Below are 15025 nucleotides of genomic sequence, written 5' to 3' on the forward strand. Positions count from 1 at the left end.
GCGGCCGATGATGCACACCCGCTCACCACGGGCGATCTGCCAGGACACCTTGTCCAACAACGGCATAGCGCCGAAAGCAAGGGACACATCGCTGAATTTGAGCAGGGTCATGATCTTCTCCAAAAACTGGGGGCGCATTCTACCTGAGATACCCGCCGCATGTTGGCATTCAATAACAACACGGGGCGTCGATGCCCGCGTAGGGCTGCGGCACACAATTAAATCAACTTCTACCCACCGAGTTGCAATTCGCCGACCGGCAATGCTTTCACCCGGAGCAGGCAAAAGGCTAAGCTAGCGTCACTTTTCTTGATCCATCTGCACGGAAGTCTCATGCGCAGTCGTTTGTTCGGTATTTTGTCCTGCCTGCTTCTCTCTGCTACCGCTGCCCAATCAGTTCAGGCGGTAGACATCACTCAACAGCGTCAGTATTACGATGAAGCAAAACGTGCATTGGCCAGAGGCGACACCGGCCCGTATATGCGGTACAGCCAGGCGCTTGCCGATTATCCGCTGGAACCGTATCTGGAATATGACGAGCTGACCGCACGCCTCAAGACCGCCGACAATGCAGAGATTGAAAAATTTCTCGCTGAACACGGCGACCTGCCCCAAGCCAACTGGATGAAATTGCGCTGGCTGCGCTGGCTCGCTGATCGAGGCGACTGGCAGACGTTCGAAAAGTACTACGACCCAAAAATGAATTTCGTTGAACTGGACTGCCTGAATGGCCAATACCAGTTGGGCCACAACCTGCGCTCCGAAGGCTTCGCCACCGCCGAAAAGCTGTGGATGACCAGCAAGTCCTTGCCCGACTCCTGTGACGGCTTGTTCGCACAGTGGGCTGCCGAAGGCCAATTGACTGAAGAAAAACGCTGGAAGCGCGCCAAGCTGGCGGCTTCGGCACGCAACTACGGCTTGGCAACCACCCTGGTCAACAGTTTGGTGACGCTTGCCCCTCAAGGCCGGTTGCTGATCGCGGTGGCGCAGAAGCCTGAAATGCTCAACGACCCGTCGCGCTTCCGGCCAGCGGATGAGGCCATGTCGGACGTGGTGGGCCTCGGTCTGCGCCGTCTGGCCAGGCAAGACCCACAGAAAGCCCTGGACATGCTCGACAGCTATTCAGCGACCATGCATTTCTCCCGGGACGAACAAGTGGCGATCGCCAAAGAGATCGGTCTTACCCTTGCGCGCAGCTTCGATGGCCGCGCGCTGGAGGTGATGACTAAATACGACCCGGACTTGCGCGACGACACCGTCACCGAGTGGCGCCTGCGGCTGTTGCTGCGCCTGGGCCGCTGGGATGACGCGTACCAACTGACCCGTCGGCTGCCCCAGGATTTGGCAACCACCAACCGCTGGCGCTACTGGCAAGCACGTTCGCTGGAATTGTCGCAGCCGAACAGTCCGCTGATACCGGGACTGTATAAAGCCGTCTCGAAAGAGCGCGACTTTTACGGATTCCTCGCGGCGGACCGTACGCAAACTTCGTATCAGCTGAACAATCGCCCGCTGTTGCTCAGCCAGCAAATCGTCAATAAGGTGCGCAACACCCCAGGTGTGCGTCGGGCACTGGAGTTCTATGACCGCGGAGAAGTGGTCGACGGTCGACGTGAATGGTATTACGTCAGTCGCCTGTTCAGCCGTGATGAAATGGTCGCCCAAGCCAAGCTCGCCTACGACATGCATTGGTACTTCCCGGCCATCCGCACCATCAGTCAGGCGCAGTATTGGGACGACCTGGACATCCGCTTCCCGATGGCACACCGCGATACATTGGTACGCGAAGCCAATGTGCGCGGCTTGCATTCCAGTTGGGTGTTCGCCATTACCCGCCAGGAAAGTGCGTTCATGGACGACGCCCGCTCCGGCGCTGGTGCCAGCGGCCTTATGCAACTGATGCCCGCCACCGCCAAGGACACTGCACGCAAATTCAGCATCCCCCTGGCCTCGCCTCAGCAAGTGCTTGATCCAGACAAAAATATTCAACTGGGGGCAGCGTACCTCAGCCAGGTACATAGCCAATTCAACGGCAACCGCGTACTCGCGTCAGCGGCTTACAACGCCGGCCCTGCACGAGTTCGTCAATGGCTGAAAGGCGCAAATCATCTGGCATTCGATGTGTGGGTCGAAAGCATTCCGTTCGACGAGACTCGCCAGTATGTACAGAACGTGCTGTCTTATTCGGTCATCTACGGCGAAAAGCTTAACCTGCCGCAGCCATTGGTGGACTGGCATGAACGGTTCTTTGATGATTTGTAGGGTAAGTTGCAATCCTGCATTTACCGCTACTCAAGCACCGTCACCGGCATTCCGACTTCCAACGTACCCGGCCCATCGTTGACCAGGTTCTGGCCAAACCAGACATCGCCTTCGCGCTCGCGGTAGGTCTTCAGGGTCGCCATGGGTTCGCGGTCTGATGAACGCTCGCCGGTCTTGGGATCAATGGTGGTGAGGATGCACCGCGTGCAGCCCTTGAGCAGACGAAATTCCGTGTCGCCGATGCGGATGCGCTTCCAGCTGTCCTCAGCGAACGCCTCACTGCCTTCCACCACCAGATTCGGCCTAAAGCGCAGCATTTCAAGAGGCCGTCCCACCTTGGCTGATAGATCATCCAGGGATGCCTGGCCGATCAGCAGTATCGGAAAGCCGTCGGCAAAACCCACCTTGTCATCGACGGTGCCGTAGCCACTGGGCAGCCATCGTGCGCGTTCGGCCGAAACATGCACCATGCGCGTAGGCCGGCCCATAAATGCACTGAGCCATTGCGCCGCTTCTTCGCCAGCGTCCGGTACGCGCAGGGTGTCGCGCCAGATCGTCACACCGCGCAGCGAACCCTCGGTCACCTGTGGCACGGCAACATCAAGGGCTTCGAAGCCCGGCGCCCTCAAGGTCAAACCGCCGGTGGCATTCCACAATGCCGATAGCTGCGACATCTGCGGCATCGCACGCTGGGTAAAGAAGCGCCCGGTGCCCTCCTCCACCAGCATCCAGCGCCGATCCCCGGCCAACCCAAGGCTGTCGAGCTCGGCCTGACGCATCGGCTCGGCAATGCCGGACTTGAGTGGAAATCGGTAAAGCGCGCTGAGACGCAGCATGGTGAGTTTTCCTGAAAGCGAAAAGCCACCTTATACGAGTTGCCGCCGCGCTCGACAACTCTTTGCTGCGCTCATGACTTGATTCAACGGAGCAGTCAGGCCTGATCCAGCATCAGACGCTCACGCACGACATCGACCAACTTGTCCGGCTGAAATTTGGAGAGAAAGTTATCGCAACCGACCTTTTTCACCATCGATTCGTTAAAGCTGCCGGACAACGAGGTGTGCAACACCACATACAGCTTGCGCAAACGTGGATCGTTGCGAATCTCAGTGGTCAACCGGTAACCGTCCATTTCCGGCATCTCGGCGTCAGTGAAGACCATCAGCAGTTTGTCGGTCATGACCTCACCGGTGTCAGCCCAACCCTTAAGCATATTCAAGGCTTTGAGACCATCGCGGGCTACATGCATCTTCACCCCGAGCTGGGACAGCGTTTCACGCAACTGCGACAACGCTACGTTCGAATCATCCACCAGCAGCACTTCCCGGCCACGGGCCAACTCCAATACCGGATCTAACAGTTTTTCACGGGACACTTTGGCGCTGTAGGGCACGATCTCGGCAAGGACTTTTTCCACGTCGATGATTTCCACCAACTGGTCGTCGACCTTGCTGATGGCGGTCAGGTAATGCTGACGACCGGCACTGGCGGGCGGCGGCAGAATCGCTTCCCAGTTCATGTTGACGATGCGGTCCACACCACCCACCAGAAATGCCTGCACCGAACGATTGTATTCGGTCACGATGATCGTGCTGTTTGGCCCTGGAACCAGCGGACGCATACCAATGGCCTGGGACAGGTCGATAACCGGCAAGGTTTGCCCGCGCAGATTGACCACGCCGCAGACAAACGGATGACGCTGGGGCATCAACGTCAGCTTTGGCAGTTGCAGCACCTCTTGAACCTTGAACACGTTGATCGCGAACAACTGCCGACCCGCCAGACGGAACATCAGGAGTTCCAGGCGATTCTCACCCACCAGCTGCGTGCGTTGATCTACCGCGTCGAGAATGCCGGCCATTAATGACTCCTGGAGTGATTCGATTTTAGTGCGCTTACAGCGTTATCGGCTGAAACGAGCAAGACGTTAATGATGGCAAGCGTAAAGCAAATAAACTGATATCATAATAACATCATGCTTTAATGATTTTGGATATCTCCATCAAATCAGTTGAAGGCAGCAGCTCTGTACACCCAGATAGATGGCCGCCAGGTCTCGTCTAGGGGAAACCCTGTGCAGCTGTCAGGCCCAACCTGATATTCGCACTATCAAATAGACATTAATGTGACGCTATTCTCATTGTATGAATGGAGTCAGGCTCTTGTCGGCTATCTCGCGACCGAGAACAAGCAGCACAGGCAGGATGGTTGTCTGCTTTAGTCAGTTACCGGGACCCACCGCCACCGGCGGTGGAAAGTCCGCTCAACGCCCGACAGATAAGTCATTCGGAAAGCTGTTTAGCGCTATTTCTGCGGTCGAAAACCGAGATTCGGAAACGGCCTACAGACACCCGTTTGATTTCAACATTAACTTGAGGCCACTCGCCCAGCGAGATTCGTTCGCTGTCCAAGAGCTGTGGAGATAAAGCATGTTGAACGGCACAGAGCGGCAAAATTCGCTTCCCGGATTTCTGTTCGAAGCACAAACGCTTCTCGCAAAATCGGAGGAATGCCTGATTCATCTGGAATTATTTGCTAACGACAAGGACGCCATTGAATGTCTTCTGGGCGTTCTTTTAAGCCTCGCCAATAAGGCCGACAGCCTTGCCCTTGATGGCATAACCGACTTTTCCTTGCGTATAAATCGCCTGCTGAGCCTCGCCTACCCACACGTCAGTGTCCAAGGCGCTGCGTTAGGCGCCCTGAAGAATTGTTTCACTCTCTTGGCCTGGCAGCTTGAACTGGTCGACAGCAACACCGGCTTGCTGCTGCTTGATGACGGTGAGCAGTTTCAATTGCTGTCTTCATTCGCCGCCGCGGTAGGGCTCGAGGATGAACTGGGCGTTTTAGTGCCAAGCACAACGCCCTCTGCCTCGTTGAAACTGAATATCAAAGAGCTGGCACACCGACACTAACCCGCTGAACTCGCCATCGTTGCAGCCCGCGCTGCGGGTTTAAGGTAATATCGGCTGCCCTGACCTGAGAGCAGCCAATCAGGTTATCCCGCAGCGAACATCGATGGCGCTTTCCGCTATGTACGCCAGCATCAAGTCATTCAAAGTTTGGTCCCTCAACAAAAGCAACGCTCGCTGGCTCTTAGCCATACTCGGTACCGGTTCAGTTGCTGGCAACCTTGCAGTCTATTTCAACGCAACGGCGTTACCGGCAGGTCTGCTTGGACTGAATCTGGCTACCGTCGCCAGCATCTGGTACGTCCAGCGCAGATCGAGCGGCTCGATCAATTTCCAGCCCCAGGAACTGGCCGAGCGCATGCTTGAAGTTCAGGAAACCGAGCGCCACCGGCTCAGCCGTGAACTGCATGATGATATCGGCCAAATGCTGACGGCCGCCAAGTTGCAAAGCGACTGGCTGCGACGACGTATGCCCGCCGAACTGGAAAAGCAGTTTTCCCTCCTGTGCAGCACGCTGGATGAAACATTGACGAAGGTGCGCGACGTGTCCGCCATTCTTAACCCCCGGCAACTTGCCAGCCTGGGGCTTGAGGAAAGCCTGCGCGCGCATTTGCTGCGCACCCTCGCCGACACTCACGTGCATTGGAGCATGGAGTGCCACCAACGCCTCGCGGGAATCCCGGAAGAAATGGCAGTGGCCGCCTTTAGGATTACCCAGGAAGCGGTCACCAATATGTTGCGCCACGCGGCGGCAGATAACTTACTGGTACAGCTGCAGCGCTCGCCGGAAGGACTGGTGCTGAACATTAACGACGACGGCGTCGGCTTTGCTCCCGCTGCAAACCCAGGGCAGGAAGGCCAGCGCGGTATGGCCGGAATGGCGGAGCGGATTGCGCTGTTAGGCGGCACGCTGACCGTCCACAGCCATCCGGGCGAAGGCACGCACATCAAAGCGCTGTTTCCATGGGCGCCCCGCGGCCGCGAACGCGCCAGCACAAGCAGGAGCTTATGAAGTGTAACCTGCTGTTGGTCGATGACCATGCCCTGATCAGAGCGGGGGTACGAGCCTTGATCGCGGATTTCCCAGCCTATGCGGTGGTTGGCGAGGCCAGTGACGGCGCGCAGGTCATTGACTTGGCCAGGCGGTTGCACCCGGACATTATCCTGCTGGACATTTCCATGAAGGAGACCAATGGTCTGGACGCACTGGAACAATTAGTCAGGGAATTCCCACTGAGCAAAGTGCTGATTCTGTCGATGCACACCGACCCACAGATGGTCATGCGAGCGCTGGGGATGGGCGCCCATGGCTATCTGCTCAAGGACGCCACGGGCACGGAGTTGGAACAGGCGCTGGAAGCACTGCGCAATAACGAACGCTACCTGAGCCCCGCCATCGCCCACACGGTTATCAACCAGGCGCTAAGCAGCGCCTATGTGAAACGTACCAACCCGGTGGACAACCACAACCTTACCGGCCGCCAGCTGGAAGTCCTGCGCCTTATCGTTCGCGGCAAGTCGACCCGGGAAATTGCGGGCGGCCTTGCGCTGAGCATCAAGACCGTTGAAGCCCATCGCTCGCAAATCATGAAGCGCCTGCAGATTTACGATGTCGCCGGCCTGGTATTGTTCTGTGTGCGCGAACGGATCATCAGTCTCGACGATTAAGTGCCCTGCGCCTCACTCAACAGGTGTGAGTGCGCGGGCAAATGTATGCGCAGCACGCCTGGTCGGATAGAGAAGCGCAGACTTTCGCCGCTCAGAGGTTCTCCGTCGAGGTTGATGTCCAACCCCCGTGTCGACTTGAGTTCTACCCAAGGCAAACGTGCGCGGATGAACATGTTATCGATCCCCAAGCCGCCTTCGAGCAGTCCTTTGAGCGTACCCACAACTTCCTGTGGCGCAGGCAAAATGCTGATATCGAGTAAACCATCGTCGACCAGGGCCGTAGGGCATAACACATGACCGCCACCAGCTTGCCGGCCATTGCCAATGCCCAGCGCAAGTAAATCTCCACGCCAGTGAAAATCCGGTCCGGTCAATTCGCCATAGGCCGCGCGCAACTCACTAAACCGTGAAAGCCCGGTGAACAAGTAAGCGGCCCCTCCCAATACTTTTTTCAGGTCTTCAGAAGTGTTTGCAGTCACCTGACTGCCGAATCCACCTGTCGCCATGTTCAGAAACAACCGTCCGTTCACATCGCCCATGTCCACCTCCCTTGGCGCGAGATCCAGCAGGTCCAGGGCCGCCTTGGCTTGCATCGGAACCCCAGCTGCACGCGCGAAGTCATTGGCGGTGCCCATGGGCAACAGCACCAGACTGAGTTCACCGGTGTATTGAGCATCGGCCAGTACCAATGCCTCGGCAATCTCCCGCAGTGTTCCGTCACCGCCACCGGCAATGATTTTCCTGTGGCCTGCGGCCAGCGCCTCCGATACAAAGCGCTGGGCGTCATGTGCCTCCCAGGTTACCCTCACCTCAAGTTGCCAGCCCTCCTCGCGCTTGGCACCAACCGCCGCGCGCACTTCTTCGTTAAGGGCTTGCTTGCCGTGAAGTATTAAAAGTGCCTTGCGCTCTGTCATTCCAGTCCTCTTCCAACTGCTGACCAATGTCCCTGTGAAGACTGTGACCGCACGCCGACTGAAAAAAGCCCACAGCAGCGCGTTTTTTATTTTTGCGCTCCGCCGTGCATCGCCGTCGCCATCTCCTGAGTTGCTGTCGAATCAGATCCATCCAATTGAGTGCTTTTAGCCGTTTCAACGTCGAAACATTGTCTGCATTTGAATAAATTTGTGCCGTTGAGACAAACGGCCGTTGAAAAGCAATCCGCGATTGTGGTTTATTCGACAAAATATTGGCTTTCATGGAACGAAATGTTGTAAAAGTCATTTTATTGACTTTCGCGATGAATATTCGCCGATGTAGAGCTGGGTCCGGCAGTGGTTCATGTCATTGAGGGGTATGATTTTATGCGCTTGCAACCTGTTTCCAGTCATTTGCTGACGCACACCAATCGGGTCGGAGGTCTGTTGCTCGGGGTTCCTCCGGTGCAAACCGTAACCCGCACTTTGCCTGGACCAAGGCTGCAGGCATCCCGCACTGTTCCCACAGTGTTATTTACTCGTGAGGCTTACTGATGAGCATCCTCGTCCCTTGCATCATCGCTGGCGGCGCCGGCACTCGTTTATGGCCGGTTTCCCGCGAAGCCATGCCCAAACCCTTCATGCGGCTGCCGGACGGAGAAAGTCTGCTGCAAAAGACCTTCGTCCGAGCTGTCAGCTTACCCAATGTAGATCGGATTCTGACTGTCACCAATCGCGACGTTTATTTCCGCACGGTGGATGACTATCGGCAGCTGAATAAAACCAGCGCAAAACTCGATTTCATCCTCGAGCCTTTTGGTCGCAATACAGCGGCGGCGGTCGCCGCAGCGGCGCTGCATGTGGCAAAGCTGTATGGCGAAGACGCCCACCTGCTAATCCTGCCTGCCGACCATCTGATCACCGACTCAGCGGCCTTTGCTGCTGCGGTCGCCGTAGCGCAAGCCTTGGCTGATGAAGGCTGGATCGCAACCTTTGGCGTCATCCCGACCAAGGCAGAAACCGGCTTCGGCTACATCGAAAAGGGTCAGATGCTCAACACAGCGGCTTACCGAGTGGAGCGCTTTGTCGAGAAACCCAATGCAGAAACGGCTCAGGACTATCTGGATGGCGGGTTGCATCTGTGGAACGCGGGGATGTTCTGCATGCGTGCCGACACTATGCTGCACGAGCTACAAGAACACGCACCGCAAGTGCTGGCCTGCGTTGGCACCTGCCTGGAGCAAAGCACCAGCAAAGAAGGCAATCACGAATTACAGTTGGAGCTGGACAGTGAGCTGTTCGCCCTGACGCCGGATATCTCCATCGATTACGCCGTCATGGAACCGTCCCAAAAGGTTGCGGTAGTGCCATGTGAGCTGGGCTGGAGCGATATCGGCTCATGGCAGGCAATGCGTGAACTGAGTCCGTCCGACGTCAATGGCAACCAATGCAACGGCCAAACCATATTGCGCGACGTCACCAACTGCTACATCGACTCGCCACGGCGCCTGGTCGGCGGTATCGGGCTGGATGACCTGATCATCATCGACACACCGGACGCCCTGCTGATCGCCGATGCCAAACGCAGCCAGGATGTACGCTATATCGCTAAGGAACTAAAGCGCCAAGGCCATGATGCGTACCGTTTGCACCGCACCGTGACTCGGCCGTGGGGAACGTACACCATCCTCGAAGAAGGCAAGCGTTTCAAGATCAAAAGGATCGTGGTGCGGCCCGAGGGCTCGCTGTCATTGCAGATGCACCATCATCGCAGTGAGCACTGGATCGTTGTCAGCGGCATGGCCTTGGTGACTAACGGCGAAAGCGAGTTCTTGCTCGACACCAACGAATCCACCTTCATTAAACCAGGTCGTACCCACCGTTTGGTCAACCCGGGGGTCATCGACCTGGTGATGATTGAAGTTCAGAGCGGCGAGTATTTGGGGGAGGACGATATTGTTCGCTTCACTGATATTTACGGTCGCGTTCCCGCACAAACAGCTAAGCCCTAAACCCTGAGCACACACTCCGTGACCCGGAGTGTGTGCATCCGGCGCAAGAAAATTTATATTGAAAACCCCTTCCTGCGTTATCCCGCCTGAAACAAGTCCTTAGACTTACGCGCTGCAATCCCTTTTAGAAATATTATATTACAAATAACTTAGGCGCCTTAAGACTACGGACTTCGGCGCTAACGTGACGGGCCAGCGCGTTTATAGCGTTCCAATCTAATAACGATGCAAATAATTCCTTCTGAATTTTACGGTTTTCACTTACCGTGCAGCCGCTAGTCCATCGCTTCACTCACTAGTCTCGAAATGACCAGAACACCATTGACTTCGGTCGGGCCTGGCCTTATCGCGCGTCCGCTCTCTTGCGACAGTCAGTCCAAGACGTGGTGCTATAAAAAATAGAGTCACCTTAGGAGTAACACATTGAACAAGTCCATACTCGCCTTGGCCGTCAGCGTCGGGGTTCTGGCTCAACACGCCAGTGCCGCCGGGTTTATCGAAGACAGTAAAGCCACCCTTAAACTGCGCAATTTCTATATCAATACCGACAACCGCGACTCTGCCACGGCGGCACAAAAAGCGGCAAGCCAGAACTATCAAGCTGAATGGGGCCAAGCCTTTCAACTCGATTTCACCTCGGGCTATACCCAAGGCGTCGTCGGTTTCGGTGTCGATGCTATCGGGTTGTTGGGAGTACGGCTCGATTCCAGCGCAGGTAAACATGGCAATCCAACCGGCAACGCTTACTCGGGCACGGTATTCCCAAGCGACGGCAACCACGCCGTCGACGACCTGTCGAGCCTGGGTGTAACGGCCAAAGCTAAAATATCTAAAACCGAACTAAAGCTGGGAACCTTGCAGCCGAAAAACCCGGTTATCGTCTCTAACGATGGTCGTTTATTGCCGCAAACCTGGCAGGGCGGGCAACTGTCTTCCTCTGACATCACCGGCCTGACCTTAATCGGTGGTCAGATCGAACAAGTTAAAGGTCGCAACTCCAGCAACAACGAAAACCTGTCGATTGCGGGCGCTAACGGGGGTGCCAATAACGCGATCACTGGCAAGACCAGTAACAAATTTATTTACGCGGGCGGTGACTACAAGCTGACCAACGACCTGACCGCGCAGTATTACTTCGGCAACCTGGAAGATTTCTACAAGCAAAACTTCCTGGGTCTGGTGCATAACTGGGCCATTGGGCCGGGCGTACTGAAGAGTGATATTCGCTACTTCAACAGCAAGGATGACGGCGCCAATGGCCACGACCCTCTGTATTACACCAGCGGCTATTACGGCGGCACCGTCACTAAAGGAAAGGTTGATAATAACCTCTACAGCGGTTTGTTCCTGTACACGGTAGCGGGCCACACCTTCGGTGGCGGTTATCAGTCGAGTAACGGCGACAGCGATTTCCCTTGGTTGAACCAAGGTGATGGCTCGTCCAACTACACCATCACCGACATGCAAATTCAGAAGTTTGGCCGGGCCGGCGAGAAAACCTGGCAGGCGCGCTACTCATATGACTTTGCCGCATTGGGTGTACCGGGGGCGACTGCTGGCCTGGTTTACTTGAAGGGTAACGATATCGATACCCCGACCACCAGCGATGCAAGCGAGTGGGAACGTGACCTGACGTTGGCTTATGTGGTTCAGTCTGGCGCAATGAAAGGTTTTGGTGTGATGTGGAAAAACGCCATGTGGCGCAACAACATTCCCAACACCCGTCAACAGGATGAAAACCGCTTGATCCTGAGCTACACCCTGGCGCTGTTTTAAGCACTGCGGGGGTAACCCATCGGCACATGAATTGCCTCTGTAGGAGCCAACTTGTTGGCTCCTACAGAGGATTGGCGATCAAACGTATTCCGAGATTTCGATCAGGTTCAAATCCGGGTCGCGGATGTAAACCGAGCGAATGGGCCCTACGGCACCCGTACGCATGATCGGGCCTTCGATGATCGGCCAATTGGCGGCGGCCAACCGCTCGATTACCTGATCCAGCGGGATCGAGGCGATGAAACACAGATCCAGCGCGCCAGGCACAGGCAGGTGAGCCTTGGGCTCGAACTCATGCCCGCGAACGTGCAAGTTAATCTTCTGAGTGCCAAAGGTAAACGCCATACGCCCTGCGCCGAAGGTCTCCAACTGCATGCCCAGCACGCGAACGTAGAAATCCTGGGTTGCCTCGGCATTGGTTGCTGTCAGAACCAGATGGTCCAAGTGATCAATCATTGTCAGGATTCCTTGAGTATGAACAAACCGATGGTTTATTCAGCGAATTGAGGCTCCACGGCCACGCTCGGTCAACCGATACATCTGCAATGGGCTCCGCGGGGCGGCAGGGTCGGTCATTTCCACCAGCCCGGTTGCCAATGCAGGGTTGAGGTAGCTGTTGCGAAATAATTGCCGGTGAGCCAAACCTAGTTTACCCATCAGTTCTCCAGCCTTGAGCGGAAGATGACACGCCAAAATCCTTAGAAGCTTAAGCACCCCCTCACTTACTTGTGCGGTTACTTGGGCGGTCTGGTCGACACCGCTCAAAGCTTGCTTAAGCGCACCCAGCATGAATCCATATGCAGCACGCGGTCGCCACGATAGATACCTACCCCGACGCGCCAAAACTGGACTGCATCATCAATCAAGCCGTGCATCAACAACGTGGTTAACCATGACGAGCCCCGCTGAACTGCTTTACGTGCTCGATAAAGTGCGCGACGGCCGGCGCTTTTTCGAAGCGTCGATACACCAATGACAAAAACGACGAAGGTTGGCAATCCTGAATACGCCGGTACACCACGTTGGGCAATGTGATGTGGTCCACCACGGACTCCGGCACCACTGCCACGCCTTGTCCCAAGGATACCAAAGCGATGACCGACACCAGTCCGCCCGGCTGCGGGCCCAGTTTCGGCGCGAAGCCAGCGTGGGCAGCCACTTGCAAGGTGCCGGAGATCTGTTCGGGAAGAATGAACACTTCGTTATGCAAATGCACCGCATTGATTTCTTTCAGACGGCACAGCCAAGCGCTGTCGGGTAACGCCAGGACGAAACCTTCTGCCAACAGGCTGACGGTGCTGAGAGCGTCTGGCAGGTGCATGGGTGAGCGGATGTAACCCACATCCAGTCGCCCATCTTCAATCAGCGTCGGTAACGACGTCATTAAGGTCTCGCTGACGGCAAAACCGATGTCGGGGTAACGCTGCCGAAAGCTGCTGACCTGCTGCTGTAGCGAACCGGAGAACACCGCCGAAGCAACGTAACCCAATTCAATATGCCCAGTCTCCCCTCGCCCGGCACGCTGCGCGTTGAGCTGTGCGGTTTCAAATTGTCGCACCGCCAGCTCGGCTTCTACCTGTAACGCGCGGCCCGCGTCAGTCAGGCGGACTTCCCGCTGCTGCCTCAGAAACACCCGGGTGCCCAGTTCATGCTCCAGGTCCTGAATCTGCCGGGTCAAAGTCGGCGGCGCAATACCCAGCTGCTCCGCTGCCCGGGTGAAATTCCGGTGTTTGGCAACGGCCAGGAAGTAACGAAAGTGACGTATCTCCATGGCCGGATTAGCTCAAAGGTAATGATTTCATATGTTCCAGGTAATCTCAGCCCGCAGGTACTGGCTTATGCTGACAACAGCGTTACCTGAAAAGCAATTAAAGCATAAAGCCACCGGAGGTAACGTTGAAAATCATTAGCCCGCGCCTGACCTTAATGACCGCTTCCGGGGTTTGCTCGCTTATCGTCCTGGACACCAACATTGTCGCCGTTACCCTACCAAGCATTGCTCGGGATCTGGGTGCGGGCTTTGCCGACATTGAATGGGTGGTCAGCGCTTATATGTTGGCGTTCGCGGCGTTGCTGTTGCCCGCAGGTAACATCGCCGACCGTTTCGGGCGCAAACGGACCCTGATCAGCGGCTTGGTACTGTTCATTTTCGCCTCACTGGGCTGCGGCGCGGCGCCTGGCATTCTGTTGCTCGACATCGCACGGGCGATCAAAGGCGTCGGTGCAGCCTTGTTATTGACCTCTGCGCTGGCAACCATCGGCCATGTATTCCACGACGAAACCGAGCGCGCCAAAGCCTGGGCATTCTGGGGCGCGTGCATGGGCGTGGCGATGACAGCGGCACCCACGGTGGGCGGGCTGATCGCCTCGTTCGCCGGCTGGCGGTGGATTTTCTACCTGAATTTACCGGTGGGCGGGCTGCTGATGTTCATGGTCTGGCGCAACATACCCGAATCGCGTAACGAACAATCGGCGCGCCTGGACCCTTGGGGCAGCCTGGCATTCAGCGGCAGTTTGCTGTGTTTGATCTGGGGCTTGATCGAGGCCAATCGTATTGGCTGGGACAACGCATTGACTATCATGCGCATGGTCGGCGGAGCGCTGTTGCTGGCGCTGTTCGTGGTGGTTGAACGCGTGCAATCGCGGCCAATGGTCGACCTGCAACTGTTCAGACACCCACGCTTTATCGGTGCTCTGTCAGGGATGTTCGCCTACGCCGGTTGCGCTCAGGTGATGATGACGATGTTGCCGTTCTATCTGCAAAACGGGTTGGGTTTTACCGCTATCGCATCGGGACTGGGGATGCTGCCGTTCGCCGCGACCATGTTGATTTTTCCGAAGATTGGCGCGCGGCTATCCACCCGTATATCCCCGGCAGCAATGATGAGTCTTGGGCTCACGCTGGTCGGCTGCGGCAACCTGCTCAGCGCCTGGGCGGCGTCGGCCGGGGGTTATTGGCCTTTCGCCCTGGCTATGGCAGTCACGGGTGCCGGTGCCGGTCTGCTCAATGGCGATACGCAAAAAAACATCATGGCCTGCGTCCCTCGTGACCGCGTCGGGATGGCCTCGGGCATGAGTACCACCATGCGCTTCAGCGCGATTGTCCTGGCGATTGGCGTCTATGGCGCGGTGTTGGCCAGCCATACACAACAAGCGCTGAGCAGCAGCCTGTACGCCGTTGCGCCCCAATGGCTGATGCAGACCGATTACATCGCCTCGCGGGTGGTGGCCGGTGACATGGTCGCCGCGATGTCGCCCCTGACAGACAGTGCGCGGTTGACGATTCAACCGTTGGCGCAGCAGGCGTTTGTGGCGGGGTTCAGTACGATTTTATGGATTGCCGGATTGCTCGCGCTGTTCGGCGCACTGCTGGTAGGAATGCTGATGCGTAATCCAATTCCTGTAGGGGTCAACGTGTTGGCGAGGCCATAGACCTGATACACCGCATTGGGTCTCTCGCCAACACGTTGGCTCCTACAGG

General features: G+C 56.6%; 14 protein-coding genes. 7 read left to right on the plus strand and 7 right to left on the minus strand.

Annotation, left to right across the window (positions count from 1 at the left end; translation table 11 throughout):
• Positions 1–111: hypothetical protein (locus JWR17_RS18955; protein WP_299833740.1), on the minus strand; the 111-nt coding region annotated here is incomplete at its 3' end.
• A gap of 222 nt (positions 112–333) precedes the next feature.
• On the opposite strand from JWR17_RS18955, the gene JWR17_RS18960 reads away from it, so the two are divergent.
• Positions 334–2262, plus strand: coding sequence for a transglycosylase SLT domain-containing protein (locus JWR17_RS18960; RefSeq protein WP_299833652.1), 1929 nt, complete (start codon positions 334–336; stop codon positions 2260–2262).
• 26 nt (positions 2263–2288) lie between these two features.
• On the opposite strand, the gene JWR17_RS18965 is transcribed toward JWR17_RS18960, so the two are convergent.
• Together JWR17_RS18965 and JWR17_RS18970 are read right to left on the minus strand one after the other, a co-directional pair.
• A complete protein-coding gene (locus JWR17_RS18965) occupies positions 2289–3098 on the minus strand; it encodes an MOSC domain-containing protein (protein ID WP_299833655.1) in 810 nt (269 codons plus the stop codon).
• 95 nt (positions 3099–3193) lie between these two features.
• Positions 3194–4123, minus strand: a complete 930-nt coding sequence (locus tag JWR17_RS18970; RefSeq protein ID WP_299833657.1) for a chemotaxis protein CheV — start codon at positions 4121–4123, stop codon at positions 3194–3196.
• Between the two features lie 568 nt (positions 4124–4691).
• On the opposite strand from JWR17_RS18970, the gene JWR17_RS18975 reads away from it, so the two are divergent.
• From JWR17_RS18975 to JWR17_RS18985, 3 genes are all read left to right on the plus strand, one after another.
• On the plus strand, positions 4692–5177 hold the full coding sequence (locus JWR17_RS18975) for a hypothetical protein (RefSeq protein ID WP_299833660.1): 486 nt from the start codon (positions 4692–4694) through the stop codon (positions 5175–5177).
• A 118-nt stretch (positions 5178–5295) separates the two neighbouring features.
• Entirely contained in the window at positions 5296–6186 is an 891-nt protein-coding gene (locus JWR17_RS18980; protein WP_299833743.1) for a sensor histidine kinase, read from the plus strand.
• Positions 6183–6842: a response regulator transcription factor gene (locus tag JWR17_RS18985; protein WP_299833663.1), complete on the plus strand. Its 660-nt coding sequence runs from the start codon at positions 6183–6185 to the stop codon at positions 6840–6842. Before JWR17_RS18980 ends, JWR17_RS18985 begins: the two co-directional genes overlap by 4 nt.
• Here JWR17_RS18985 and yegS read toward each other — a convergent pair.
• The gene (gene yegS, locus JWR17_RS18990; RefSeq protein ID WP_299833665.1) at positions 6839–7756 is read right to left on the minus strand and encodes a lipid kinase YegS; all 918 of its coding nucleotides are present in this window, start codon (positions 7754–7756) and stop codon (positions 6839–6841) included. The two genes, JWR17_RS18985 and yegS, sit on opposite strands and share 4 nt — an antisense overlap.
• Before the next feature lie 554 nt (positions 7757–8310).
• Between yegS and JWR17_RS18995 the strand changes: the two genes are divergently transcribed.
• Positions 8311–9768, plus strand: coding sequence for a mannose-1-phosphate guanylyltransferase/mannose-6-phosphate isomerase (locus JWR17_RS18995; protein ID WP_299833667.1), 1458 nt, complete (start codon positions 8311–8313; stop codon positions 9766–9768).
• 423 nt (positions 9769–10191) lie between these two features.
• A complete protein-coding gene (locus JWR17_RS19000) occupies positions 10192–11544 on the plus strand; it encodes an OprD family porin (protein ID WP_299833670.1) in 1353 nt (450 codons plus the stop codon).
• Between the two features lie 78 nt (positions 11545–11622).
• On the opposite strand, the gene JWR17_RS19005 is transcribed toward JWR17_RS19000, so the two are convergent.
• From JWR17_RS19005 to JWR17_RS19015, 3 genes are all read right to left on the minus strand, one after another.
• Complete coding sequence (locus JWR17_RS19005) at positions 11623–12000, minus strand: VOC family protein (protein ID WP_299833672.1); 378 nt, start codon at positions 11998–12000, stop codon at positions 11623–11625.
• Positions 12001–12039: 39 nt separating this feature from the next.
• Positions 12040–12201 (minus strand): Fic family protein, encoded by a 162-nt coding sequence (locus JWR17_RS19010; RefSeq protein WP_299833675.1) that lies wholly within the window; start codon positions 12199–12201, stop codon positions 12040–12042.
• A gap of 229 nt (positions 12202–12430) precedes the next feature.
• Positions 12431–13315 carry a LysR substrate-binding domain-containing protein gene (locus JWR17_RS19015; RefSeq protein WP_299833677.1) on the minus strand — a complete coding sequence of 295 codons (885 nt, stop codon included), beginning with the start codon at positions 13313–13315 and terminating at the stop codon, positions 12431–12433.
• A gap of 125 nt (positions 13316–13440) precedes the next feature.
• Here JWR17_RS19015 and JWR17_RS19020 point away from each other — a divergent pair, with 125 nt between their 5' ends.
• A complete protein-coding gene (locus tag JWR17_RS19020) occupies positions 13441–14976 on the plus strand; it encodes an MFS transporter (RefSeq protein ID WP_299833678.1) in 1536 nt (511 codons plus the stop codon).
• The last annotated feature ends 49 nt before the right edge of the window (positions 14977–15025 follow it).

Source organism: Pseudomonas sp., from assembly GCF_028293835.1.
Lineage (GTDB): Bacteria > Pseudomonadota > Gammaproteobacteria > Pseudomonadales > Pseudomonadaceae > Aquipseudomonas.

Excerpts from the sequence above, each read along its gene's own strand:
- JWR17_RS19005 (WP_299833672.1), bottom strand. The coding sequence starts at position 12,000 with ATGATTGATCACTTGGACCATCTGGTTCTGACAGCAACCAATGCCGAG.
- JWR17_RS18960 (WP_299833652.1), top strand. The coding sequence starts at position 334 with ATGCGCAGTCGTTTGTTCGGTATTTTGTCCTGCCTGCTTCTCTCTGCT.
- JWR17_RS18980 (WP_299833743.1), top strand. The coding sequence starts at position 5,296 with ATGTACGCCAGCATCAAGTCATTCAAAGTTTGGTCCCTCAACAAAAGC.
- JWR17_RS18975 (WP_299833660.1), top strand. The coding sequence starts at position 4,692 with ATGTTGAACGGCACAGAGCGGCAAAATTCGCTTCCCGGATTTCTGTTC.
- JWR17_RS18995 (WP_299833667.1), top strand. The coding sequence starts at position 8,311 with ATGAGCATCCTCGTCCCTTGCATCATCGCTGGCGGCGCCGGCACTCGT.
- JWR17_RS18985 (WP_299833663.1), top strand. The coding sequence starts at position 6,183 with ATGAAGTGTAACCTGCTGTTGGTCGATGACCATGCCCTGATCAGAGCG.
- JWR17_RS18965 (WP_299833655.1), bottom strand. The coding sequence starts at position 3,098 with ATGCTGCGTCTCAGCGCGCTTTACCGATTTCCACTCAAGTCCGGCATT.
- JWR17_RS18970 (WP_299833657.1), bottom strand. The coding sequence starts at position 4,123 with ATGGCCGGCATTCTCGACGCGGTAGATCAACGCACGCAGCTGGTGGGT.
- yegS (WP_299833665.1), bottom strand. The coding sequence starts at position 7,756 with ATGACAGAGCGCAAGGCACTTTTAATACTTCACGGCAAGCAAGCCCTT.
- JWR17_RS19015 (WP_299833677.1), bottom strand. The coding sequence starts at position 13,315 with ATGGAGATACGTCACTTTCGTTACTTCCTGGCCGTTGCCAAACACCGG.
- JWR17_RS19010 (WP_299833675.1), bottom strand. The coding sequence starts at position 12,201 with ATGGGTAAACTAGGTTTGGCTCACCGGCAATTATTTCGCAACAGCTAC.